The organism is Microbacterium sp. ARD31 (assembly GCF_031844425.1).
Genome location: NZ_JAUZVE010000022.1, coordinates 78,887 through 102,949, shown reverse-complemented (window position 1 = coordinate 102,949; position 24,063 = coordinate 78,887). Strand labels below are relative to the sequence as shown.

The 24,063-nt window shown below is 72.4% G+C and carries 23 protein-coding genes, 2 tRNA genes and 1 other RNA gene; 9 read left to right on the top strand and 17 right to left on the bottom strand.

Going from position 1 to position 24,063, the window contains the following annotated elements:
* Positions 1–45 precede the first annotated feature (45 nt).
* Positions 46–1,071: an ArsA-related P-loop ATPase gene (locus tag Q9S36_RS33040; protein ID WP_311289060.1), complete on the top strand. Its 1,026-nt coding sequence runs from the start codon at positions 46–48 to the stop codon at positions 1,069–1,071.
* The gene (locus tag Q9S36_RS33035; RefSeq protein WP_311289059.1) at positions 1,068–2,204 is read left to right on the top strand and encodes an ArsA family ATPase; all 1,137 of its coding nucleotides are present in this window, start codon (positions 1,068–1,070) and stop codon (positions 2,202–2,204) included. Before Q9S36_RS33040 ends, Q9S36_RS33035 begins: the two co-directional genes overlap by 4 nt.
* A gap of 41 nt (positions 2,205–2,245) precedes the next feature.
* On the opposite strand, the gene Q9S36_RS33030 is transcribed toward Q9S36_RS33035, so the two are convergent.
* The gene (locus Q9S36_RS33030) at positions 2,246–2,539 is read right to left on the bottom strand and encodes a WhiB family transcriptional regulator (protein WP_311289058.1); all 294 of its coding nucleotides are present in this window, start codon (positions 2,537–2,539) and stop codon (positions 2,246–2,248) included.
* A gap of 188 nt (positions 2,540–2,727) precedes the next feature.
* Here Q9S36_RS33030 and Q9S36_RS33025 point away from each other — a divergent pair, with 188 nt between their 5' ends.
* Positions 2,728–5,079: a transglycosylase domain-containing protein gene (locus Q9S36_RS33025; RefSeq protein ID WP_311289057.1), complete on the top strand. Its 2,352-nt coding sequence runs from the start codon at positions 2,728–2,730 to the stop codon at positions 5,077–5,079.
* Between the two features lie 54 nt (positions 5,080–5,133).
* Here the strand turns inward: Q9S36_RS33025 and Q9S36_RS33020 are convergent, their stop codons facing one another.
* Complete coding sequence (locus tag Q9S36_RS33020; protein WP_311289056.1) at positions 5,134–5,592, bottom strand: GatB/YqeY domain-containing protein; 459 nt, start codon at positions 5,590–5,592, stop codon at positions 5,134–5,136.
* Between the two features lie 26 nt (positions 5,593–5,618).
* On the opposite strand from Q9S36_RS33020, the gene Q9S36_RS33015 reads away from it, so the two are divergent.
* The 5 genes from Q9S36_RS33015 to Q9S36_RS32995 all read left to right on the top strand — a co-directional run bounded on the left by Q9S36_RS33015 (position 5,619) and on the right by Q9S36_RS32995 (position 8,584).
* A complete protein-coding gene (locus Q9S36_RS33015; RefSeq protein ID WP_311289055.1) occupies positions 5,619–6,542 on the top strand; it encodes a metallophosphoesterase in 924 nt (307 codons plus the stop codon).
* A gap of 15 nt (positions 6,543–6,557) precedes the next feature.
* Positions 6,558–7,118 (top strand): dihydrofolate reductase family protein, encoded by a 561-nt coding sequence (locus tag Q9S36_RS33010; RefSeq protein WP_311289054.1) that lies wholly within the window; start codon positions 6,558–6,560, stop codon positions 7,116–7,118.
* A gap of 9 nt (positions 7,119–7,127) precedes the next feature.
* A complete protein-coding gene (locus Q9S36_RS33005) occupies positions 7,128–7,757 on the top strand; it encodes a dihydrofolate reductase family protein (RefSeq protein WP_311289053.1) in 630 nt (209 codons plus the stop codon).
* Positions 7,758–7,845: 88 nt separating this feature from the next.
* Positions 7,846–7,919, top strand: a tRNA-Pro gene (locus tag Q9S36_RS33000).
* A 65-nt stretch (positions 7,920–7,984) separates the two neighbouring features.
* Complete coding sequence (locus Q9S36_RS32995; RefSeq protein ID WP_311289052.1) at positions 7,985–8,584, top strand: hypothetical protein; 600 nt, start codon at positions 7,985–7,987, stop codon at positions 8,582–8,584.
* Between the two features lie 6 nt (positions 8,585–8,590).
* Here Q9S36_RS32995 and Q9S36_RS32990 read toward each other — a convergent pair whose 3' ends face one another.
* The 7 genes from Q9S36_RS32990 to ffs form a co-directional block, all read right to left on the bottom strand.
* Positions 8,591–9,643 (bottom strand): aspartate-semialdehyde dehydrogenase, encoded by a 1,053-nt coding sequence (locus Q9S36_RS32990; protein WP_311289051.1) that lies wholly within the window; start codon positions 9,641–9,643, stop codon positions 8,591–8,593.
* Positions 9,640–10,923, bottom strand: coding sequence for an aspartate kinase (locus tag Q9S36_RS32985; protein WP_311289050.1), 1,284 nt, complete (start codon positions 10,921–10,923; stop codon positions 9,640–9,642). Before Q9S36_RS32985 ends, Q9S36_RS32990 begins: the two co-directional genes overlap by 4 nt.
* Before the next feature lie 90 nt (positions 10,924–11,013).
* Positions 11,014–11,601 carry a DUF5063 domain-containing protein gene (locus Q9S36_RS32980; protein WP_311289049.1) on the bottom strand — a complete coding sequence of 196 codons (588 nt, stop codon included), beginning with the start codon at positions 11,599–11,601 and terminating at the stop codon, positions 11,014–11,016.
* Between the two features lie 11 nt (positions 11,602–11,612).
* Entirely contained in the window at positions 11,613–12,209 is a 597-nt protein-coding gene (recR, locus tag Q9S36_RS32975) for a recombination mediator RecR (protein ID WP_311289048.1), read from the bottom strand.
* Positions 12,210–12,218: 9 nt separating this feature from the next.
* Positions 12,219–12,593: a YbaB/EbfC family nucleoid-associated protein gene (locus Q9S36_RS32970; RefSeq protein ID WP_311289047.1), complete on the bottom strand. Its 375-nt coding sequence runs from the start codon at positions 12,591–12,593 to the stop codon at positions 12,219–12,221.
* A gap of 55 nt (positions 12,594–12,648) precedes the next feature.
* A complete protein-coding gene (locus tag Q9S36_RS32965; RefSeq protein ID WP_311289046.1) occupies positions 12,649–14,727 on the bottom strand; it encodes a DNA polymerase III subunit gamma and tau in 2,079 nt (692 codons plus the stop codon).
* A gap of 27 nt (positions 14,728–14,754) precedes the next feature.
* Positions 14,755–14,844: signal recognition particle sRNA small type (gene ffs / locus Q9S36_RS32960), an RNA gene on the bottom strand.
* Between the two features lie 107 nt (positions 14,845–14,951).
* Here ffs and Q9S36_RS32955 point away from each other — a divergent pair.
* Positions 14,952–15,036 (top strand) — tRNA-Ser (locus Q9S36_RS32955).
* A 44-nt stretch (positions 15,037–15,080) separates the two neighbouring features.
* Here Q9S36_RS32955 and Q9S36_RS32950 read toward each other — a convergent pair.
* The 8 genes from Q9S36_RS32950 to Q9S36_RS32915 all read right to left on the bottom strand — a co-directional run bounded on the left by Q9S36_RS32950 (position 15,081) and on the right by Q9S36_RS32915 (position 23,974).
* A complete protein-coding gene (locus Q9S36_RS32950) occupies positions 15,081–16,382 on the bottom strand; it encodes a UDP-N-acetylglucosamine 2-epimerase (protein WP_311289045.1) in 1,302 nt (433 codons plus the stop codon).
* 52 nt (positions 16,383–16,434) lie between these two features.
* Entirely contained in the window at positions 16,435–17,514 is a 1,080-nt protein-coding gene (locus tag Q9S36_RS32945; RefSeq protein ID WP_311289044.1) for a sugar phosphate nucleotidyltransferase, read from the bottom strand.
* Between the two features lie 79 nt (positions 17,515–17,593).
* Positions 17,594–18,826, bottom strand: coding sequence for a S8 family serine peptidase (locus Q9S36_RS32940; protein WP_311289043.1), 1,233 nt, complete (start codon positions 18,824–18,826; stop codon positions 17,594–17,596).
* The gene (locus Q9S36_RS32935; protein WP_311289042.1) at positions 18,826–20,241 is read right to left on the bottom strand and encodes a type VII secretion protein EccB; all 1,416 of its coding nucleotides are present in this window, start codon (positions 20,239–20,241) and stop codon (positions 18,826–18,828) included. The genes Q9S36_RS32940 and Q9S36_RS32935 overlap by 1 nt, the downstream gene beginning before the upstream one ends.
* Before the next feature lie 3 nt (positions 20,242–20,244).
* Positions 20,245–21,627 carry a type VII secretion integral membrane protein EccD gene (gene eccD, locus Q9S36_RS32930; protein ID WP_311289041.1) on the bottom strand — a complete coding sequence of 461 codons (1,383 nt, stop codon included), beginning with the start codon at positions 21,625–21,627 and terminating at the stop codon, positions 20,245–20,247.
* Positions 21,628–21,817: 190 nt separating this feature from the next.
* Positions 21,818–22,108 carry a WXG100 family type VII secretion target gene (locus tag Q9S36_RS32925; RefSeq protein ID WP_311289040.1) on the bottom strand — a complete coding sequence of 97 codons (291 nt, stop codon included), beginning with the start codon at positions 22,106–22,108 and terminating at the stop codon, positions 21,818–21,820.
* A 36-nt stretch (positions 22,109–22,144) separates the two neighbouring features.
* Positions 22,145–22,456, bottom strand: a complete 312-nt coding sequence (locus tag Q9S36_RS32920) for a WXG100 family type VII secretion target (protein WP_311289039.1) — start codon at positions 22,454–22,456, stop codon at positions 22,145–22,147.
* Between the two features lie 138 nt (positions 22,457–22,594).
* Entirely contained in the window at positions 22,595–23,974 is a 1,380-nt protein-coding gene (locus tag Q9S36_RS32915) for a hypothetical protein (RefSeq protein WP_311289038.1), read from the bottom strand.
* Positions 23,975–24,063: the final 89 nt, after the last annotated feature.

The following is a 24,063-nucleotide window of genomic DNA, read 5'->3' as shown; positions in this document are numbered from 1 at the left end:
CGAGGGCGCCGGTGTGGCTGGCGGCCCCTCGCTATCCTCGGCCCTGTGACCGCTCCAACCGATCGGCCGGTCGACTGGCCCCGCGTGCGGCTGCACGTGGTCACGGGCAAGGGCGGGACCGGCAAGTCGACCGTCGCCGCCGCCCTCGCGATGGCGCTAGCCTCCACCGGGCGCAACGTCCTGCTCTGCGAGGTCGAGGGCCGTCAGGGCATCGCCCGGATGTTCGACACCGACCCCCTCCCCTACGAGGAGCGCCGCATCGCCAAGGGCGCCCCGGACGCCGACGGCCGCTCCGGGCAGGTCCACGCCCTCCACATCGACCCCGAGTCGGCGCTGCTGGAGTACCTCGCGATGTACTACAAGCTCGGTCGCGCCGGCAAGGCGCTCGACCGGTTCGGTGTCATCGACTTCGCCACCACGATCGCCCCCGGCGTGCGCGACGTGCTCCTGACCGGCAAGGTGTACGAGGCCGTCCAGCGCCCCCGCGGCGGTCGGCACAAGGACCAGATCACCTACGACGCCGTGGTGCTCGACGCGCCCCCCACCGGGCGGATCTGCCAGTTCCTCGGGGTGAACTCCGAGCTCGCCGGCCTGGCCAAGGTGGGGCCGATCAAGACGCAGGCCGACAAGGTGATGGAGCTGCTGCGCTCCGACCGCACCGCCGTCCACCTGGTCACGATCCTCGAGGAGATGCCTGTCCAGGAGACCCACGACGGGATCGCCGAGCTGCACGCCGCGGGGCTGCCGGTGGGCGGGATCGTGGTCAACCTGGTCCGGCCCCAGGACCTCAGCGCCAGCGCCCTGGCGCAGGTGCGTGACGACCGCGTCGACCCCACGGCCGTCGCCTCGGACCTCTCCCGCGCCAAGGTCGACGTCGACGCCGACCTGGTCGCCTCGCTCGTCGCCGAGGCCCGCGACCACGCCGTACGCCGCCAGCTCGAGGACGAGCAGCGCGCCCTCGTGGCTGAGGAGGGGCTGTCGACCTACGAGCTCCCCCGGCTGGCCGGCGGCATCGACCGCGGCGCGCTCCTCGAGCTCGCCCAGCTCCTCCGGAACCAAGGCATGGCATGACGACTGCGCCCGTCCTCGACATCGACGCCCTCCTCGACGACCCGCACACCGAGATCATCGTGTGCTGCGGCTCGGGCGGGGTCGGCAAGACCACCACGTCCGCCGCCCTCGCGCTCCGCGCGGCCGAGCGGGGCCGCAAGGTCGTCGTCCTCACCATCGACCCCGCCCGCCGGCTGGCGCAGTCCATGGGCATCGAGCAGCTCGACAACACCCCCCGCCCGGTCCCCGACGTCGATCCCGCGGCGGGCGGGTCGCTCGACGCCATGATGCTCGACATGAAGCGCACCTTCGACGAGGTGGTCGAGAGCCAGGCCAGCGCGGAGAAGGCGCGGCAGATCCTGGAGAACCCGTTCTACGTCGCGCTCTCCAGCTCCTTCGCCGGCACCCAGGAGTACATGGCGATGGAGAAGCTCGGGCAGCTCCACCGGGATGCCCGCCGCGACGGCAGCTACGACCTGATCGTGGTCGACACGCCGCCCTCGCGCTCAGCGCTGGACTTCCTCGACGCGCCCGAGCGGCTGTCGAGCTTCCTCGACGGTCGGTTCATCCGGCTCCTCCTCGCACCGGCGCGCGGCCCGGCCCGGCTGATGACAGCCGGGCTCTCGGTCGTGACCAACGCGCTCACCAAGGTCCTCGGCGCACAGGTGCTGCGTGACATGCAGACCTTCGTCGCGGCCTTCGACACCTTGTTCGGCGGCTTCCGCCAGCGTGCGGAGCAGACCTTCGCGCTGCTGCAGGCCGACGGCACGGCGTTCCTCGTCATCGCCGCGCCGGAGCCCGACGCGCTGCGCGAGGCGGCGTACTTCGTGGACCGGCTCACCGACGACGACATGCCCCTGGCGGGCCTGGTCGTCAACCGGGTCAGCCCCTCGGCACGCACCGAGCTCTCGGCCGAGGAGGCCATCACCGCCGCCGAGCGGCTCCGGGCCGGCGACTCCTCGTCGCTGACCGCCGGCCTGCTGCGCCTGCACGCGGACCGGGTGCGGATCATCGAGCGCGAGGCGCACCTGCGCGAGCGCTTCGCCGCCTCACACCCCGCCGTGCCGACCGCGGTCGTGCCGGCGATGGCCGGCGACGTCCACGACCTCGACGGGCTGCGGGCGATCGGCGAGCTGCTCGCCGAGCAGCCCTAGCCCCGGGACCTGGCCCCAACAGGGGAGTCGAGCCAGGACGGTCAGGCGTTGACGGTGGGCGACTCGACCTTGGTGCGGGCGGTCTCCAGGATGGTGCGCCACGACGAGCCCGGGCGGCGGCGGAGCAGCGCACGGCGCTCACGCTCGGTCATCCCGCCCCAGACGCCCCACTCGATCTGGTTGTCCAGCGCCTCGGCCAGGCACTCGGTGCGCACCGGGCACCCGGCACAGACCTGCTTGGCCTTGTTCTGCTCGGCGCCCCGCACGAAGAGAGCGTCAGGCGTGTCGCCCTTGCACGCGGCGCGTGATGCCCAGTCCTCGACCCACATTGTCATTCCCCACGATCTTTGTGCGAGCCGGCTGGCCGCCCCCATAGCGGCCATTCCCGACTCGACTTGAAAAGTAAACGAACCGCCGGGGGCGGCGTCAGGGCCAGGTGGCTCAAATCGCATAGTCCGATGTGACTAGGTCCCAGCGCGCGTGGAATTCAGGTGGTATGGCCCTGCCCCCGTACCCTGAGGGCATGTCTTCCCGCCCTGAGCGCCCCCACGGACGCCCCGACGCCGGTCGCGTCGCCTCCCACCTCGCGGTGATGGGCGCCGTCGCGGTCGTGATGGGCGTCCTCACCGCCTGCCTCGCCATCCCCTTCGCGGGCCTGGTCGGCGTGGCCGCCAAGGACGTCAGCAAGGGGATGGTCAACCTCCCCGAGTCGCTCGAGGCCAAGGACCTGTCGCAGAAGACCCGGATCTACGACGCCAACGGCAACCTGATCGCCTCGCTCTACGACCAGAACCGGATCAACGTCCCGCTCAAGTCGATCTCGCGCCCGATGGTGAAGGCCATCGTCGCGATCGAGGACTACCGCTTCTACGAGCACGGCGCGCTCGACCTCAAGGGCACGCTCCGCGCGTTCATCACCAACCAGGCCAACGGCGGTGCGGTGCAGGGTGGCTCGTCGATCACCCAGCAGATGGTCAAGCAGACCCTGCTCTACCAGGCGGAGACCGACGAGGAGCGCAAGGCCGCGACCGAGGAGACCTACGCCCGCAAGATCCGCGAGCTGCGCTACGCCATCGCCTTCGAGAAGAACCACACCAAGGACTGGATCCTCGAGCGCTACCTCAACATCGCCTACTTCGGCGACGGCGCCTTCGGCGTCCAGTCCGCCGCGGTCCACTTCTTCTCCAAGAACGCCAAGGACCTCAACCTGCTCGAGGCGGCCACGCTCGCCGGCTTGGTGAAGAACCCCGTCGGCTACGACCCGATCGACAACCCGGAGCGCGCGGAGAGCCGCCGCAACGTCGTCCTCGACCGCCTCGCCCAGCTCGGCGTGCTGTCGGAGAAGAAGGCCGAGCGTCTCAAGGCCACGCCGATCAAGGAGACGCTCAAGATCAAGAACTCCCCCAACGGCTGCCAGCAGTCGCGGGCGCCGTTCTTCTGCGACTACGTCGTCAACTGGCTGCTCAAGGACCCGGTCCTCGGCGACACGCCCAAGGAGCGTCGCCGCACGCTCAACAACGGCGGCCTCACGATCAACACCACGATCGACCTCGACATGCAGAAGGCCGCCGACGACTCGGTCCAGGCCCACGTCTACCAGACGGACCAGGCCATCGGCGGGCTGGCGATGGTCGAGCCCGGCACCGGTGACGTGCGTGCTCTCGCGCAGTCGCGGCCGATGGGCAAGGACAAGCAGGGCGGCGAGACCTACCTCAACTACACCGTGCCGAAGAAGTACGGCGACGCCAACGGCTTCCAGGCCGGCTCGACGTTCAAGCTCTTCGTACTCGCTGCGGCCATCAACCAGGGCATCCCGCTCAGCACCAGCATCCCCTCGCCGCAGACGATGCACTTCGACGACTGGGACTTCGAGACGTGCGACGGCCCCTACGCCGGCGACCAGAAGGGCTGGGACCCCGAGAACTCCACCGGCGCCGGCACCTTCAACCTCTACTCCGGCACCCAGCAGTCGGTGAACACCTTCTTCGCCCAGCTCGAGACCCGCACCGGCATGTGCGAGCCGCTGCAGCTGGCCCGCGACATGGGTGTCAAGGTGCCGAAGGCCCAGCAGGTGCCGTCGTGGATCCTCGGCGTCTCCGACGCCGACCCGCTGACCATGGCGCAGGCCTACGCCACCTTCGCCGCCCGCGGCCTGCACTGCGACCCGCGCCCGGTCACGCAGGTGCTCGACTCGCGGGGCGGGACCCTCAAGGAGTTCGACAGCCAGTGCGAGCAGGTGATGCCGGGCGCCACTGCCGACGCCGTCAACGACATCCTGCGCGGCGTGATGGAGGGCGACGGCTTCGGAGCGCCGCTCGCCATCGACAAGCCGTCGGCCGGCAAGACCGGCACCAACAACAGCAACATGGCCGTGTGGTTCGTCGGCTACACCCCGACGCTCGCGACGGCCGCCATGGTCGCCGGCGCCAACGAGTTCGGCGAGTGGGTCACCCTCAACGGACAGTCCGTCGGCGGCAGCTACATCAGCAGCGCCTTCGGCTCGACCGTCGCCGGCCCGATCTGGGGCGACGCGATGGAGGCGGTGTCGGCGAAGCTCCCCTACGAGGACTTCCAGCCGCCGCCCGGTGACGAGATCGCCGGCGTGCTGACGAGCGTGCCCGACGTGGCGGGCCAGTCCGTCGAGGCGGCCACCCAGCAGCTCGAGGCGGCCGGCTTCACCGTCGCCGACGGCGGCCAGGTCAACTCCGAGGTCGGCGCCGGGCTCGTCGCCTACACCTCCCCCGGCGCCGGCACGGCGCTCAGCAGCGGCGACACGGTCACCCTCTACACCTCCACCGGCTACGTCCCGCCGGCGAACACCAACGGCGGCAAGGGCAAGGGCAAGGGGAAGGGACGCGGTCGCGGCAACCGCTGACCCACCGGTGGTCGAGATGCGAGCGCAGCGAGCCTCGAAACCCCGAGCCCAGCGCTAGCCGAGCTGCTTGCGGACCTCCGCGGCGACGGCACCGCCGTCGGCGCGACCCTTGACCTGGGGCGTGACCACGCCCATCACCTTGCCCATGGCGCGCATGCCCTCGCCGGCCGCCCCGGTCTGCTCGATGGCGGCGGTGACCAGGTCGGCGATCTCGGACTCGCTCAGCTGGGCGGGGAGGTACTCGGCGATGACCTCGCCCTCGGCGGCCTCCTTGGCCGCCATCTCGGCACGACCGCCCTCCTCGAAGGCCACGGCGGCCTCCCGGCGCCGCTTGGCCTCGGTGGACAGCACGCCGATGATGTCGTCGTCGGAGAGCTCGCGGGCCTCCTTGCCGGCGACCTCGGCGTTGGTGATGGCGGTCAGCACCATCCGCAGCGTCGAGGAGCGCAGCTCGTCACGCGCCTTCATGGCGGTGGTGAGGTCGGCGCGGAGGCGGTCCTTGAGAGCACTCATGAGGGCCATTGTGGCAGCCTTGGCGAATGCCTTTCCTCCCCCTCCTGCGCCGCACGGCCATGCTCGGCGCGGCCGCGGGCGTCGGCCTGGCGTCGTACGCCGCGTGGGAGGCCCGCCAGTACACCCTGCGCCGGGTGACCGTGCCGGTCCTGCCCGCCGGGCACGCGCCGCTGACGGTGCTGCACCTCAGCGACATCCACATGGCGCCCGACCAGCGGGCCAAGCAGGAGTGGCTGCGCGGGCTCGCGGCGCTCGAGCCCGACCTGGTCGTCAACACCGGTGACAACCTCGCCCACATGCGCTCGGTCCCGGTCGTGGCCGACGCCCTCGGCGGGCTGCTCGAGCGTCCGGGCGTCTATGTGCTCGGCTCCAACGACTACTACGCGCCCGGCTTCCGCAACCCCTTCGCCTACCTCCTGCCCGACACCGGCAAGCGCAACACCTCGGTGCCGCAGCTGCCCTGGCCCGACCTCAAGGAGCGGTTCAACGACGCAGGGTGGGTCGACCTGACCAACGGCTTCGGCTCGCTGACGGTGGGCGGTACGTCGATCGCGTTCGCCGGGGTCGATGACCCGCACCTGGGCTACGACGAGCTCGAGCGCGTCGCGGGCCCGGCCGAGGCCTCCGCCGACCTGCGGCTCGCGGTCACCCACGCGCCGTACCTCCGGGTGCTCGACCAGTTCACCGCCGACGGCTACGACGCCGTCATCGCCGGCCACACCCACGGTGGCCAGGTGTGCCTGCCGGGCGGCCGGGCGCTCACGACGAACTGCGACCTCGAGCCCGCCCGGGCCCGGGGCCTGCACCGCCACCCCGCACGGTCGGCGCCCGGCGACCCCGGCTCGGCCTGGCTGCACGTCTCGGCCGGCCTCGGCACCAACCCCTACGTCCGCTTCCGGGTCGCGTGCCGGCCGGAGGCGACGCTGCTGACCCTGGTGCCGTCGGACTGACCTGAGGAGACCCGCGTGCCCGAGCTGATGATCGACCTGATCTGCTCCCTCGACGGGTACGCCGCCGCTGACGGCTGGCCCGGCCTGTGGGGCATGGGCGGGCCGGAGTACCTCGCCTGGCTGGGCGAGCAGGAGGAGCACACGATCCTCATGGGGGCCACGACCTACCGCCTGATGTCGGGGATGGCCGAGGAGGAGCCGGAGGCGATCGCGCAGCTCGGCGGGATGCCGAAGATCGTCTTCTCCTCGACGCTCTCCCCGCCACTCGGCTGGGCGAACAGCGAGCTCGTCAGCGGGGACGCGGTCGCCGCGGTCCGCGACCTCAAGCACCGCCACCCGCTCCCGCTGCGCACCCTGGGCAGCCTCGCCCTGGGGCGATCCCTCCTCGCGGCGGGCCTCGTCGACCGGCTCCGGCTCGTCGTGTTCCCCGTGATCAATGGCGCGACCGGGCGCGAGCGCCTCTTCGACGGCTACCCCGACGTCCGGCTCGACCTGCTCGAGGCCAGGACCTTCGACGGCCGCCTCCAGCTGCTCGACTACGCGCCGACCGTGCTCGACCACCCGCCACTCGCCTAGGAGCCCTGCATGCCACTGGTCCGCGTCACCAACTTCTCCGTCTCGCTCGACGGCTTCGGCGCGGGCGAGCCCCAGTCGTTGGAGTCCCCCTTCGGCCACGCCGGCCAGCGGCTCCACGAGTGGATGTTCAACACGTGGACCGACGACGCGCCGACGGGCATCGACGCGGTCTGGGCCGCCCGCTGGGACGTCGGCTTCGGCGCCGAGATCATGGGCGCCCACAAGTTCGGCCCGCCCGGCTGGCAGGACGACCCCGACTGGCGCGGCTGGTGGGGCGAGGACCCGCCCTTCCACACCCCGACGTACGTCCTCACGCACCGCCCCCGCGAGCCGCTCGAGATGCAGGGCGGCACCACGTTCCACTTCCTGAGCACCTCACCGGCCGACGCGCTGGCCATCGCCCGCGAGGCCGCCGGCGACCTCGACGTCCGCATCGGTGGCGGCGCGAGCACCGTGCGGGACTTCGTGGCCGCAGGGCTCGTGGACCACCTCCACGTCGTCGTGGTCCCGATCGTGCTCGGTCGCGGCACCCGGCTCTGGGACGGGCTGGCGGGCCTGGAGGACTCGTTCGGGATCGAGGCGGTCTCCTCGCCCAGCGGGGTCGTCCACCTCAGCCTGAGCCGCAGGCCCTCGTCCTGAGCCCACGGCGCCGGGGCGATTTCGGAGGGGCCTGACTGCTCCGGTATGCTCGCCGGCGTTGCTCAGTCGGGTCTCCCGACTCGGGCGGCGGGCTGTGGCGCAGCTTGGTAGCGCGCCTCGTTCGGGACGAGGAGGCCGCAGGTTCAAATCCTGTCAGCCCGACATCCGGAGCCCCCGGACTCACATCGCTGGGTCCGGGGGCTCCTGTCGTGTGGCACCCTGCCCCCATGCCCGACCTCCCGCCCGACACACCGGACGACACACCGGACGACCGTCCCCCGCTGGAGATGCCCTCCTTCTCGCTGCCGCGTCGCAAGCCCGCGCCGGACGAGGCGACGGCGCCCGCTCCCGCCCCCGCTCCCGAGCCGGCCCCTGATCACGAGGCAGAGCACGGCCCCCGCCGGGCGCGGACCTCTCCTCGGCTCACCGGCCTGCCGGCGGCGCTGCTCACCGGCCTGGTCGTCGGCGCGCTGGCGGTGGCGTACGCCTGGCTCGCCGGCGCCGCCTGCGACGCCGTCCGCGGCACCACCTCGTGCGGCGGCGCGGCAGGACTGCCGATCCTCCTCGCCGGCCTCGTGCTGCTCGCGTGGGTCGGCGCGCTCCTGCTGAAGCTCGTCGGGGTCGCCGACGCCGGGTCGACCAGCATCCTGGCCGTGGGCGTCCTGTCCGTGCTGGTGATGCTGTTCCTGCTCGACAGCCTCGACGAGCCGTGGGCGGCGGTCGTCGTGCCGCTGCTGGCGGTGCTCGGCTACGGCCTGTCGTGGTGGGTCACCGCGTCGGTCGTCGGCGAGGAGACCGAGGCCACCGAGCCGCACGACGTGCGCTGACGGCTGTCAGACCCTCGCCGCGGCGACCAGCTCCGCGATCTGCACCGTGTTGAGCGCGGCGCCCTTGCGGAGGTTGTCGTTGCTGATGAACAGCGCGAGCCCGCGGTCGTCCGGCACCCCAGGGTCCTGCCGGAGCCGGCCGACGTAGGACGGGTCCTTGCCGGCCGCCTTGAGCGGCGTGGGCACCTCGTCGAGCTCCACGCCCTGGGCGGACGCGAGGATCTCGCGGGCCCGCCAGGGGGTCATCGGGCGCTCGAACTCGGCGTTGACCGCGAGCGAGTGGCCGGTGAAGACCGGGACGCGCACGCAGATGCCGGACACGAGCAGGTCGGGAAGGCCCAGGATCTTGCGCGACTCGTTGCGGAGCTTCTGCTCCTCGTCGGTCTCGTTGAGGCCGTCGTCGACGACCGAGCCGGCCATCGGCAGCACGTTGTAGGCGATCGGCTCGACGTACTTCACCGGGTCGGGGAACGTGATCGCCGAGCCGTCGTACGCCAGCTCGCGCGCCTTGTCGCCGGCCTCGGCCACGCCGTGGGCGAGCTCCTCGACGCCGGCGACGCCCGACCCGGACACGGCCTGGTAGGTGGAGACGATGAGGCGGGTCAGACCGGCCTCGTCGTGCAGCGGCTTGAGCACCGGCATCGCGGCCATGGTCGTGCAGTTGGGGTTGGCGATGATGCCGCGCCCGGCCTGGATCACCGGAGCCATCGCGTCGGGGTTGACCTCGGAGACGACCAGCGGGATGTCGGGGTCCTTGCGGAAGGCCGAGGAGTTGTCGACGACGATCACGCCGGCGTCGACGAACCTCGGCACGAGCGCCCGCGAGGTGGTGGCGCCGGCGGAGAACAGCGCGATGTCGAGTCCGGTCGGGTCGGCCGTCTCGGCGTCCTCGACGGTGATCTCGCGGTCGCCGAACGGCAGCACGGTGCCCGCCGAGCGCGAGGACGCGAAGAACCGGACCTGGTCGGCCGGGAACTCCCGCTCCAGCAGGATCTGGCGCATCGCGACGCCGACCTGCCCAGTGGCGCCGACGATGCCGATGTTGACCTTCTGGCTCATCGTCCGGTGCCTCCGTAGACCACGGCCTCGACCTCGTCGGCGTCGAGGTCGAACGCCGAGTGGGTGGCGCGCACGGCGTCGTCCACCGCGTTCTCGTCGACGATGACCGAGATGCGGATCTCGGAGGTGGAGATCATCCCGATGTTGACGCCGGCCGCAGCCAGGGCGCCGAAGAACTTCGAGGTGATGCCGGGGTGCGAGCGCATGCCGGCGCCGATCAGCGAGACCTTGCCGATCTTGTCGTCGTAGAGCAGCTTGTCGTAGCCGACCTCGCCCTGGATCCGCGCCAGGGCAGTCATCGCGGTCTGGCCGTCGGTGCGTGGCAGCGTGAAGGAGATGTCGGTCAGGCTCGTGGCCGCGGCGGAGATGTTCTGCACGATCATGTCGAGGTTGATCTGGGCGTCGGCCAGCGCCTCGAAGATGCGGGCCGCCTCGCCCACCTTGTCGGGCACGCCGACGACGGTGATCTTGGCCTCGCTGCGGTCGTGCGCGACGCCGGCGATGATCGGCTGTTCCATGGTGTCTCCCTCGGGACCGTTGGCGCGGGGGTCGTCCACGACCCACGTGCCCTCGAGCTGGCTGAACGACGAACGGACGTGGATCGGGATGCCGTAGCGGCGGCCGTACTCCACGCAGCGCAGGTGCAGGATCTTCGCGCCGCAGGCGGCGAGCTCGAGCATCTCCTCGTAGGACACCTTGCTGAGCTTGCGGGCGCTGGGCACGATCCGCGGGTCGGCGGTGAACACCCCGTCGACGTCGGTGTAGATCTCGCACACGTCGGCCTCGAGCGCCGCGGCCAGGGCCACCGCCGTGGTGTCGGTGCCGCCACGACCCAGGGTGGTGATCTCCTTGGTGTCGGCGGAGACGCCCTGGAAGCCGGCGACGATGACGATGTGGCCCTCGCCGATGGCCTGCGTGATGCGGCCGGGCGTGATGTCGATGATCTTGGCCTTGCCGTGCACCGAGTCGGTGATCACGCCGGCCTGCGACCCGGTGAAGGACCGCGCGGTGTAGCCGAGGTCGTTGATCGCCATCGCGACGAGCGCCATCGAGATGCGCTCGCCCGCGGTGAGCAGCATGTCCATCTCGCGTGCCGGCGGCAGCGGCGAGACGCCGTTGGCCAGGTCGTAGAGGTCGTCGGTCGTGTCGCCCATGGCGGACACGGCGACGACCACGTCGTGCCCGGACTTCTTGATGTCCACGATGCGCCGGGCGACGCGCTTGATGGCGTCGGCGTCGGCGAGCGAGGAGCCGCCGTACTTCTGCACGACAATGCCCACGGTTGGTCCTCGGGGATCGGGGTGCGGCCACCCGCGGCCGCGTGCGTCTGACGTGCCCCCGGCGCCCTTGCCGGCGGGCCAGCGACGATTCTACGGGGCGGTGGTCCGGGTGGGCGCGCTCTCCAGCATCTGGTCGGCGACGGCCAGCGCCTCGGCGTCGGCCTCGAAGTCGGTGTCGAACCGGTCGTGGGCCACGACCGTCAGCAAGGCGTTGAGGGCGGCACCGGCGAGGTTGCCCCAGTTGTTGACGTAGGAGAACTGCCACCACCACAGCGCCTCGTCGACGTCACCTGCGCGGAAGTGGCGCAGGCCGTTCTCGAGGTCGATGGCGATCGAGGCCATGTCGTCGGAGAGCCGGCTCTCCACCACCTCCGGGACGTAGGGGTCGAAGACGAACGTGTAGGCGTCGACCCCGCCGAGCATGTCGGCCAGCCGCAGGCGCAGCTCGTCGATGTCGGCCTCGGGGCCCACGTCGGGCTGGTACTCCTCGCGCGGGGTGAAGTCGTTCTGGGCACCCAGCCGGGCGCCGGCGAGCAGCACCTGGCTGATCTCGAGCAGCAGCAGCGAGACCGCCTGGGCACCGTTGCCCTCGCGCGCGATCGCGCGCAGGGCGAGCAGGAAGCTCTCCACGGAGTCCGCGATCTGCTCACCGAACCTCGTCTGGTCGGTGTCGGTCACTGGGCTCTCCTTCACTGGGCGGTCCTCCTTCCGGCGAACGCTCGGCCGAGCGTCACCTCGTCGGCGTACTCGAGGTCCCCGCCCACCGGCAGTCCACTCGCCAGACGCGTCACGCGCAACCCCATGGGCGACAGCAGGCGGGTGAGGTAGGTGGCGGTGGCCTCGCCCTCGAGGTTGGGGTCGGTGGCGAGGATGACCTCGGTGACCACGCCGTCGGCCAGGCGCGGCATCAGCTCCTTGACGTGGAGCTGGTCGGGGCCGATGCCGTCGATCGGCGAGATCGCCCCGCCGAGGACGTGGTAGCGGCCGCGGAACTCGCGCGTGCGCTCGATGGCGACGACGTCCTTGTACTCCTCGACCACGCAGAGCACGGTCGGGTCACGCCGCTCGTCACGGCAGATCCGGCACTGCTCGTCCTCGCTGACGTTGAAGCAGACCGAGCAGAACTTCACCCGGGCCTTGACCTCGATCAGCACGTCGGCGAGGCGGCGTACGTCGACGGGCTCGGCCTGGAGCAGGTGGAAGGCGATGCGCTGCGCGCTCTTGGGCCCGACCCCGGGCAGGCGCCCCAGCTCGTCGATCAGGTCCTGGACGACTCCTTCGTACAACGAAGCCCCTCAGCCCAGGCCGGGGAGGCCGAGGCCGCCCGCCCCGCCACCGAGGCCGTCGGTCAGCGGGCCGAGCTGGTCGCCGGCGAGCGCCTCGGACTTGGCACGGGCGTCGCGGTAGGCGGCGACGATCAGGTCGGAGAGGTCGGACAGGTCGTCGGGGTCGGTGCCGTCGAACTCGCCCGCCTTGATGGCGACGCCGACCAGCTCGCCAAGGCCGTTGGCGGTGACCGTGACGGCACCGCCGGCGACGGTGCCCTCGACGGTCTGCCGGGCGAGGTCGGCCTGGGCCTCCTCGATCTGCTGCTGCATCTGCTGCGCCTGCTGGAGGAGGGCGTTCATGTCGAAGCCGCCGCCAAGGGCGTCGAACGGGTTCTGGGTCATCGGGTCTCCCGCATGAGAGGTGGGTGGTGGTGCCGGCCCGGGTGGGCCGGGCGGTTCAGTCGTGCTTGATCTCCTCGATCAGCCGCGCACCGAGCGTCTGGCTGAGGAGGGACTCGGTGTCGAGGGCCGCCGACTCGGCGTCGGGGTCGTCGGGGTCGACGTCGTCGTCGGCCGATCGGACCGGCTCGGCCGACTCGGGGGCGCCACCTCCGGCGCGGGCGGCCTCGAGGGCCTCCCGCGCGGGCGCGGCGGACACCGGCGGAGGCGCCGACTGGGCCGGGGCCTCGGGGGCGGTCGGCTGCTCCGGTGCGGCGCCACCCGTCACCCACGCGGGCGGGGCGTCGGGCGCGTCCGGCGCGGTCGCGGGCACGGCAGCGGGGTCGGTCGACGACTTCTGGACCACCGGCTGCGCCGCGGCCGCCCCGCTCGGGTCGACGATCGACTCCACCCGCCAGTCCATCCCGACCACGTCGATCGCTGCCTGGCGCAGGATCTCGTCGCAGCCGCCGTTGACGAAGGAGTCGCGGGCGCCGGAGTTGGCGAAGCCGACCGTCAGCCGGCTGGCGTCGACGTCGACGACGTGGGCGTGCTGGGACAGCACCATCCACGCCAGCCTGCGCCGGTTCTTGGTCTGCTCGAGGATGTCGGGCCACAGGCGGCGTACGTCGACCAGGCTGAGACCGCCGCGGGGCCCGCCCGGCTGCTCGGCGACGGGCTCGGCGGACGCAGCGACCGGGGTGGGCTCGGGGACGGGCTCCGGTGCAGCGGCGGGCTCGGGGGCGCGGGCCGGGGCACTGGTGGGCATCGGCGGAGGCGGCGGGGGGCCGTCGTCGCGCGACGCCCCGCCTGAGGGCACCGGCGCAGGCGGCGCGGGCTCGGCGGCCTGGGCGGGCTCGGCGACCGGGGCAGGCCGGGCGGCTGGCGCGGCCGGCGCCGCCGAGGCGGGCGCGGGCGTCGGCGCGCCCGTCACCTCGAGCCGGCGCTCGAGCCGTTCGAGGCGGGCCATCACGCCGTCGGAGGTGTGGTCGGCACCGGGCAGCAGCACGCGGGCGCAGAGCAGCTCGAGCAGCAGGCGGGGCGCGGTGGCGCCGCGCATCTCGGTCAGCCCGGCCGCGACGATGTCGGCGGCCCGGCTCAGCTCGATCGCACCGAACCGCGCAGCCTGGGCCACCAGTCGCTCGCCGGCGTCCTCGGAGACGTCGATCAGCCCGGTCGCCGGGGCGTCGGGCACGGCGGTGACGATCACCAGGTCGCGCAGGCGGCGCAGCAGGTCCTCGGTGAAGCGGCGCGGGTCCTGCCCGGTCTCGACGACCTTGTCGACGACCGAGAACACCGCGCCGCCGTCGCGGGAGGCGAACGCCTCGACCACCTCGTCGAGGAGGGAGTCGGGGGTGAAGCCGAGCAGGTCGGTGGCCAGCTTGTGGGTGACGCCGTCGGGGCCGGCGCCGCCGAGGAGCTGGTCGAGGACGGAGAGCGTGTCGCGCGCGGAGCCGGCGCCCGCGCGCACGACGAGCGGCAGGGCGGCCGACTCGATCGCGACGCCCTCCTCGGCGGCGAGCTGGGAGAGGTAGTCGCTGAGCAGGCGCGGCGGGATCAGCCGGAAGGGGTAGTGGTGGGTGCGCGAACGGATGGTCGGCAGCACCTTGTCGGGCTCGGTCGTGGCGAAGATGAACCGCAGGTGGGGCGGCGGCTCCTCGACCAGCTTGAGCAGGGCGTTGAAGCCCTGCGTGGTGACCATGTGCGCCTCGTCGATGATGTAGACCTTGTAGCGGTCGCGCACGGGCGCGAAGAACGCCTTCTCGCGCAGGTCACGGGCGTCGTCGACGCCTCCGTGGGAGGCGGCGTCGATCTCGATGACGTCGATCGACCCGGGGCCGCCGCGGGCGAGGTCGCGGCAGCTGTCGCACTCCCCGCACGGGTCGGAGACAGGGGCCTGGGCGCAGTTGAGCGCCCGCGCCAGGATGCGCGCGGAGGTCGTCTTGCCGCAGCCGCGGGGCCCGGAGAAGAGGTAGGCGTGGTTGACGCGGTTGGCCGCGAGCGCAGCCCGCAGCGGCTCCGTGACGTGATCCTGGCCGATGACCTCGGCGAACGTCTCGGGCCGGTAGCGGCGATAGAGCGCGAGCGGTGACTCCACGTCGTGGAGCCTATCCGGCGGATATGACAAGGCCCCCCACGCACCCGTCAGAGCTCACTGACCCTTGCTGCCTTCCGGCCCTGGGGGATTGGGCGAGGTGACGCCGCGTGGGGGGTTGCGGAGGAGTCTAGGTGAGGCGTGATCGGCGGCCCAAAACCGGGGTCCGGGCCGGGCCCGTCCGGGCGATTTCACCGGCCACGGAGCCGACGGGTACTCTCCTCCGCGGAGGTATCGCCTAGTGGCCTATGGCGCTCGCTTGGAAAGCGGGTTGGGTTAACGCCCTCGGGGGTTCGAATCCCCCTACCTCCGCCGCCACGAGGGCCCCGCACCGTCCGGTGCGGGGCCTTCGGCGTTCAGCGCACGCGGGCCTGCAGCCCGTAGCGCCACTCCTCGGAGATCAGCAGGCTCCCCTCGTCGAGGCGCCGTTCGACGGCGTCGACCAGCATCGCCGACGCCTTCTCCGGGTAGACGCGGTCCCAGGAGAGCTCCGCGCGGTGCTCGAAGACGTGGTGGATGACGCTCACCATCAGGTCCTTGCTCACCGGCGGGGCGAGGAAGTTGCTGCCCGCGAGGAAGGTCTCGGAGCGGTCGGAGCCGAAGCGCAGGGTCACGCACGGGACCTCGAGGACGTTGGCCTCCTCCACGATGCTGCCGGAGTCGGTCACGATGACCGCGCACATCGACATCGCGGCGACGACGTCGAGGTAGCTGTCCCACACCGGCGTCGAGATCAGCGCGTCGCCGTACCGGGCCTCGAGGTCCTCCAGCCACTGGCGGCGACCGAAGTTGTCGATGGCGGACTCCGTGCCGAGCAGCCGGATGAACAGGACGTGGTGCCCCTTTTCGAGCAGGGCCTCCATCGCGTCCATCAGCAGGTTGAAACGCTCGCGGTTGGTGGTGTTCTCGCGGCGGTGCACGCAGAAGCGGAGGAAGGAGCCGTCGCCCATCTGCGGGAACTTCTGCAGCACCTGGTTCTTGTCGCTGCCGGCGATCGCCTGCTCCAGCGCGTCGACCACGGAGTTGCCCACGACGTCGATGGCCGCGGGGGCGAAGCCCTCGTCGAGCAGGAACTCGCGGTTGAGCTCGACCGGGGCGGCGTGGAGGTCGGAGCCGGCGTCGGCGACGCGGGTGTTGAACTGCTCGGGCGAGGGCTCACGGCTCCCCTTGGACCAGCTCACGCGGTCGATCGACTGCTCGCGGAACGACGCCCAGTCGAGGTCGGCGCCCTGCTCGAGCCAGCCGCGCAGCACCTCCGGCCTCGGGGAGAGCGTGCGGAGGCCCGCCTCGACGTGGACCAGCGCCTGCCGCTCGCCGAAGGTCGCCAGCGAGCCCGCCATCGCCGTCGTGGTGTCGCCGTGGACGTAGGTGATCGGGAAGCCGCCGCGCTCGGCGAAGCCGCGCAGGTAGAGCGCCAGCTTGGCCGTGATGCCGGAGACGAGGTCGTTGACGCCGCCGCGGACCTCGAGGTTGATGTCCTCGCGCACGCCGAACTCGTCGAGCATCGACTGGGAGAGGTTGTGGTCGTAGTGCTGGCCGGTGTGGCACAGCACCACGTCGTGCCCCCGCTCGCGGAGCTCGTGGTAGATCGGCGCCTGCTTGATGATGTCGGGCTTGGTCCCGACGACGACGATGTGCTGGCTGTTCTCGTGGGACATGGGTTCCTTCGGTGGGGTGCTTCTGCGTCGCGGGGCCGGTGGACGGCCAGGGTCAGAGGAGGTCCTCGCGCGTGCTCGCCGCGAGGAGGGAGCGCAGGCGCTCCAGGGTGCCGGTGTCGAGGGCCTTCTGCTTGTCCAGGACGTAGACCGCGTCCTCGTGGGTCACCACGATGAGGCCGCGGGCGCCGAGCGTGACGACCGGGCGTCCGTCCATGCTGGCCACGAGGGTGTCCTCGGCGTCGAGCTGGAGGGCCGGGCCGATCGAGGTGACCCGCTGGTCGTGCAGCACCCGCTCGAGGCGGGTCCAGGTGCCGACGTCGGTCCAGCCCAGCCGGCGGGGCACGACGAGGCACTCCATGCCGGCCCACATGAGCGGGTAGATCTCGTGGCCGCCGATCGCGGCGCCGCGGTAGCCCTGGTCCGACGTCGCCCCGCGGGCGAACCGCTCGATGGAGTCGAAGATCAGCGGCAGCGCCGTGCGGTAGGCGTCGCACGCCTGCCCGACGCGTACGCCGTAGCAGGCGGTGTTCCAGTAGAGCCGGCCGGTCTCGGAGAGCTCGTCGACGAGCTCCTGGTCGGGCTTCTCGTGGAAGGAGTCGATCACCTCGACGCCGTCCTGGCCGCCCTCCTGACTGCCCTTGGTGTGGATGTAGCCCAGGCTGGCGTCGAAGCGGGTCGGCTCGGCACCGAGGACCACCATCGAGCGGGGGGTCTCCTCGAGCTGCGCGAGCATGTCGCGGGACGCGGTGTTGAAGGCCTCCTCCTCGTTGATCAGGTGGTCGGAGGGCGCGATGAGGGCGGGCGCGTTGCCGTAGAGGTGCTGCAGCGTGGCGATGCTCAGCGCGAACGCGGTCGCCGGTCCGGCGGGGTCCTCCTCGAGGATCAGGTTCTCCGGCGGCACCGGTCCGAGGTTGGCGCGCGCGGCGTCGGCGAAGCGGGCCCGCGTCGAGACGTGGATCCGGCTCGGGTCGACGATCTCGCTCAGCCGCTCGATCGTGCCGGTCAGCAGCGGCCGGTCGCGCACCACCGGCTGGAACTGCTTGGGGGCCCGGTCGCGGCTGATCGGCCACAGCCGGGAGCCCTGGCCACCGGCCAGGATGACGGCGACCGGCTCGTCGGAGGTGTCACTCATGCGTCGATTCCACCACGCCCACGGGAGCCGCACCGGTGCAATGGGGCAAGCAGCGGGCGAACACCGGGCTCACCGCCGGTCACGACCGCCGCAGGAGCGGGCGGAGCATGAAGGCGAGCGCGAGCAGCGAGCCGGCGACCAGCCCGGACCACAGCAGCATCGCGCGCGGGGTGCCGAACAGGTCGACCTGCTCGGGGGCCGGGGGTGCCTGCGCATCGGCGCGCACCTCGGCCACGGTCGTCTCGACCTTGCCCTGGCGACCCACCTCGACCTGTCGGGTGAGCGCGTCGTGCGCCTGCACCACGCCGGCGCCGGTCCACGGGTTCTCGACCTGGCCGTCGGGCCCGGTCGGCGCACCCGCACCCTCGGTGGTGGCCTGCAGCCGGGCGACCAGCTGCCGCGGGGTGTCGCGGGGGAAGCGCTGGCGCAGCAGCGCGACCAGCCCGCTCACCTCGGCAGCGGCCCAGGAGGTCGCGACCTCGCCGACGACGCAGACCTGGCCGGTCGCGTTGACGGAGATCGCGCCCAGGGTGGGTGCCGCGACGTCGGTGTCCATGTTGGGTACGACGGACGCGCTCGGGTCGTCGTCGCCGGGCGGGGTGGCGCTCACCGCGACGACCCCGGGGTAGTCGGCGGGGTAGACGTCGGCGTCGCTGCCGGGCGTGCCCTCGAAGTCGTCGTCGTCCTCGGCCCGGTTGCCGGACGCGGCCACCACCACGAGCGGCAGGTCGACGAGCCGGGCCACCGCGGCCTTCAGGGCGGGGTCGGGGTCGCGCACCGCGAGCGAGATGTTGACGACGTCGAAGCGCTCGCGAGGGTAGGCGTCGAGGACCGCCTCGATCCCGGCGACGAGCCCCGCCGAGGTCAGCGCCTTCTGGCCCTGGGTGGTGTCGGCGCCGTCGGTGTCGAAGACCTTCACGTCGTAGACGCGGGCGTCGGGGGCGACGCCGTGCGGACCGGCGATCAGCCCGGCCACGATCGTCCCGTGGCCCGAGAGCAGCTCGGTGGGGCTCGCACCCGCGACCGCCGCGAGGCCGACCCGGTCGAGGCCCTCGAGCTGCCGCACGCCGCTGTCGATGACGGCGACCTTGACGCCGCGGCCGGTCGCGAGCTCCTGGGCCTGGGCGACGTGCATCCGGTCGAAGGCGGCGTTCTCCTTCTCGTGCGTGTCGGCGAGCGGCTCGGACCCGGGGATCTCGCTCACCAGGCACGGCGCGTCGTGGTCGGCGGCGGCCGGGCCAGCCCAGACGGGGACCACGGCCGCCGCGAGGACGCCGGCCGCGACCGTCGTACGGAGCCTGCGGTGGTTCATCAGCTCGCGTCCGCCTCGGACTCCGCCGGGGGCGCGTCTGCGGGCAGGCGGCGCGCGGCGTTGGTGGAGAGCGGCACGCCGGTCTGGAAGAACTCCAGCCAGGCGCTCGGCACCAGCGGCGGGTCGACGTCGGCGTAGCCGATGTAGCCGGGCACCTGCGGACCGACGAGGAGGTACTTCTCGCCCTTGGTGTCGACGACGTAGCGGGTGCCGTCGTCGGCCGCCTCGCCGGAGCCGGAGAGGACGTAGGCGCCGGCGCTCGGCTCCACGTCGACGTCGTGGCGTCCGGGACCGACGTCGGACGGGTCGGCGGCGCCCGTCGGGTTGGTCGCCAGGCTGACGCCGGCGTCGTCGTCGGTCGCGGGGTGCAGCACCGCGCACATCGCCCCGCCCGCGAGGGCCTGCGGGACGGTGGCGGGCCACTCGGCGGGGTAGGTGGGGTCGCCGAAGTCGGCGAACAGGTCGTCGTCGACCTGCGCGACCGGGGTGCCGACGACGTCGTACACCAGGCCGGCGAAGTCGCTGAGCCGCTGGGGCTTCTCGTCGCCGAGGAGGTAGTAGGTGCCGGTGCTGGACTGGAGCAGGTCGCCGATGCGGAAGCGGGTGAGGTCGGCGCGGGTGTCGGCGTAGGGGACCGCCTGCCCCTCGTCGTCGATGCCGAAGGAGTCGGCGTCGAGCGGGTCGCCGAGCGGGAACAGGTTGAGCCACTCCTCATCGACCTCGACCGGGGTCGCGCCGAAGCCGAGCTTGTTGCCCAGGGTCGAGGCGGCGGTCGAGTCGGTCGGCATCGGCAGGCGGAAGGCGGTGCCCTGCTCGCTGCCGACCGGCGGCGCGGTCGCGATCAGCCACTGCCGGCCGCCGCTGGAGACGAGGAACGCCCTGCCGACGAGGTCCTCGACGGTCGCGTCCTGCTGGACCGCCAGCTTGATGCCGACCCCGCTCCCCGTGCACGCGGTCCACCCGTCGTCGACGAGCTCGTCGGGCGACGGGAGCCCGGCCGGGGCGCCCTCGATGCCGAGGTCGTCACCCAGCTGGACCGTGCGGATGTACTTGTCGCGGACCGTGAACGGGGTCAGGTCGGGCTTGCCGATGAGCAGCTGCGCAGAGACGTAGTTGGGGACCCGCTGCAGCTTCGGGTTGTCGCCCCCGCGGAGCACGACGTACTGCTCACCGGTGTCCTTGGAGATGACGAAGCTGCCGGTCTCCAGCCACTGCGCCGGCGGCCGGCCGAGCAGGAAGCCGGCGATGGCCGCGCCCGCGAGCAGCAGCACCGAGAGCGCGACGCCGCCGATCAGGACCCGGCCGGGGCGCACCGGCTCGACCTCGCGCCCGCCGGGGGCGCCGGAGACGAACGCCGTGACGAGCCGGCGCCTGCTGAACGCGTGGGCCTCGACGAGGTCCTTCTTGGTCGCCATCGATCAGCCCGCCACCGCGGAGACGAAGCCGGCGGCCAGCACCATCAGCGGCAGCAGCGCGATCAGGGTCATCGTCTCGACGATGTCGCCCATCCGTCCGCGCCGGACCGAGGCGGAGGCGGGCACGAGGGTGAGCGCGAGGAGCAAGGCGCCGACCCCGGCGAGGCCGATCGCCGCGCCGGCACGCCAGCCGTCGTGGATGAGCAGCATCGACACGGCGACGGACACCAGGCCGAGGATGCCGGAGGCGAGGCCGGCCAGCACCTCCGCGCCGGTGCGGTACTGGCGGGTGCGGAACATGACGGCGAGGCAGCACACGGCCGCCAGGACCGTGCCGAACACCCCGCGGTCGACGGCGAAGGGGGCGAAGAAGACGAGGAGGGTGCCGACGGTGGCGGAGACCGCCAGCAGGATCTCGTGGCCCACCCGCGCGTCGTCGGCCACCTCGTCGGGGTCGATGTCCTCGGGGTCGGCGGTGATGTCGTGCAGGGAGTAGAGCTGGTCGACCTTCGTGCCGGTCACCCCGAGCGCCAGCCACGGGAAGATGCTGCCGGCCAGCACCACGAGGGTCATCAGCACCGTGAAGACCACCCCCGGCTCGAGCGACGCCACCCGGATCAGCACCGACCCGGCGACGAGGACCGCGCCGACGACGATCGCCGGGATCACCAGCGGCCGCCCCTCCTGCAGGCCGACGACGGCGACGAGACCGGAGGCGAGCACCCCGAGGCCCGCGAAGAGGAGGGGGTCGGTGAAGAAGGCGTCCGCGAGCGGCCAGCTCCACCCCGGGAGGTCGCCGGGTGCGAGCAGCAGCCCCGCGACCGCGGCGTAGAGCGCGGCGAGCAGCGAGACGACCACACCGGCCTCGGGCTCGCGTTGGGCGCGGGCGAGCACGACGCCGCCGACGACGAGCAGGCCGGCGATCACCGCGGCGGCCACGCCGCCCAGGACGCTCTCGCCCTGCAGCAGCAGCGCCAGCGCGCCGAGGCCGAGCAGGATGCTGCCCGCGCCGAGTGCCGTACGCCGCCCGGCTGCGGGCTCCCACGGCTTCAGCTCGTTCTCGACGACGTCGGCCATCGCCTCGACCACGTCGTCGTACACGCGGGGGGCGGGGTCGTCGACGCCGGCGGTGACGGTCAGCAGGCCGCCGTCCTCGATGCCCTGCATGGTGAGCCCGGCGTCGTTGGCCAGGACCCGGCCCTCCTGGGTCACCAGGCGGTAGCCGCCGTAGACCGTGGAGGCGTCGAGCAGGCCGACGGAGCGGGCCAGCTCGGGCACGAGCTCGGCCACCGGGATCGAGCCCGGCAGCACCAGATCGACCCGTCGCGACCCCGAGGCGATGGTCACCCGGACCAGGCCCGAGGCAACCGAGGACCCCTGACTCATTGGCGTTTCCCCCTGATCGTGCTTCCACTGCGCCGGCCCGAGCAGCCCTGTCGACGAACGGGGTGCAGCCTAGGCGACGCCGCGCGCGGACGTGGAGTGCGGCGGGTCGTCACGTCGAGCGACCCGCGGACATGGCCGAGGCCGGCCGCCCCCGGAGGGGCGACCGGCCTCGCAGAGCCTGTCGGTGCGCTCAGAAGCGGTTGGCGCCGCGAGCGTCGGCAGCCTTGTACTCGGCGTTGGACGAGTCGACACCCTGGCTGGCCTGCTGGAGCAGGAGGGTCATCTCGTTCATCGCCTGGTCCCACTTGGCCTTGGCCTGGTCGTACGCCATCTTGGCGTTACCGTTCCAGTCCGACCGCAGGGGGTTGAGCTCGTTCTCGAGCTGGTCGAGGCGGGCCTCGATGTCCTTGGCGGCCTTCATCACGTCGGCCGCACCGGCCTCGAGGTGGCCGTGCTGGACCTTGATTCCGTCGAAAGTCATGGCGATCTCCTAGATCTCGAAGTCTGTGTCGGCCGGTCAGCCGAGACGGCCCTGCAGGTTGACGTGCGCCGCGGACTGGCCCTCGTCGGTGGAGACGTTGTCGCGCTCGGTCTCCTTCATCGACGCGGAGAGCTGGTCGAGCGCCTTGAGGATGGTCTCCTGCTTCTGGTCCCAGGCGATCATCAGGTTGTTGAACGCGGTGGCACCCTGGCCGCCCCATCCGCCCATCATCGTCTGGATGTTGCCGGACAGGACGCCGCACTTGTTCTTCACGTCGCCGCGGGCCTGGTCGACGAAGTCGGCGGCCTTGGAAAGGGCCTTCTCTGTCTGGCCGTACATGTCGCTCATGGTCGATCCTTCTCCCTCGGCGGTCCCACCGACCGAGTTACTTGGTGTGTTGGTGCTGGATGGTGATCCGGTGCTCGGGGAGACGTCCCGACCCCCCGTGCTGACGTGGCATCTACCCGAGCGATCCGGGGCTAAACCTCAGGACGTCAATTCCCACAACCTGCGGAAGACGCCCGCCGCGACGACCGCTGCGGCGAAGGCGAAGCTGCCGCAGAAGGACTCCGCCACCTCGGCCCGCCGGGCCCACCAGACCGAGCGCCAGCCACGACCGGTGGCGACGGCCGCGGCGAGCGCGACGACGCCGAGGCCGACGACGACGTAGAAGAAGGTGTCGAGGTGGCCGGCGCCGGGGCCGAGGACCAGGTGCACGGCCAGGGCGGCCAGCGCACCGAGCCCGGCGAGCCGGAGCAGGGCGCGGGCGGTCGCGTGGCGGTAGGAGCGCGCGGCGAGGAGCAGCGAGCAGCCGGCGAAGAGCACCAGGCAGCGTGCGCCGATGCGGTCGAGGTCGATGTGCGCCGCGTCCAGGAGCAGCGGGCTGGCCACGACGACGGTCACCAGGATCGCCACCGAGGCGCCCGTGACCAGGCGCGAGGCCCGGTGGACCAGCCGCTCCATCGCGTCGGCCGCGACGACGATCCGTCCTCGCTTGCCACCGCGGTGGCTGTCGCGGGCCGACCAGGCCGTGACCGCGAGCCGGTCGAGGTCGAGCAGCGCCTCGTCGGGTACGTCGACGGCGAGCGACGGCGCGAACCGGGCGGCCATCATCGAGAGGAAGACCAGCAGCGTCCACGCGATGCGGGCGTCCCAGCCCAGCATCGCGGTGAGCGAGCAGCACGCGAAGACGGTCAGCCCGCTGACGATCCACACCGTGCCGATCTCGTCGGTGCCCACCGACAGGGCGCGCCCGATGCCGGCGACGACGGCCGCGGAGATCGCGGCGGCGCCGAGGATCGCGGGGAGGAGGTGGACGCCCGGCTCGTAGAGGGCGGCGAAGGCGGCAGCGGCCGCGAACGCGGGCGCGGCCGCGGCACGCTGGCGGGTGTGCCGCCCGAGCGGCAGCACCCCGACGAGGGCGCACGCCAGCAGCACCCCGACCGTCGCGGTGCGGGCCGTGTCCTCGCCCGCGCGGGCGGCGTACCAGCCGGCGAGGACGGCGACGAGCGCGGCGATCGTGGCGATCATCGACGCGAGCGCGGGGCTCTCGGGCGCGTTCTTGGCGGCCTCGCGCAGCGTCTGCCGGCGGGGCCGGTGGACGCCCGAGGTGGCGACCAGCACGTCGCCGGACTGGACGCCCGCCTCCCCCAGCGGCACGGCGGCGTTGAGGCGCTCGCCGAGGGCTGTCTGCAGGAGCGGGATCGCCGGCGCCTGGCCCGCCTCCGCGGCCTGCTTGGCGTACTCCCGCGCGACGTCGACGGAGGTGGCGCCCGTGGGCACGACGAGGTCGAGCACGCCGGCGGGGCCGTGCACGCTCACGGCGATGGTCGCCCCGGCAGGGCTGGGCATCGCGACGTACGACACGATTCCCCCTTCGCGTGCCTCGGCGGGCGCTTCTCCCGGTGGAGAGTAGTCGCATGGTGCGGCTCCGCGGGAGCGCACCTATCATCGTC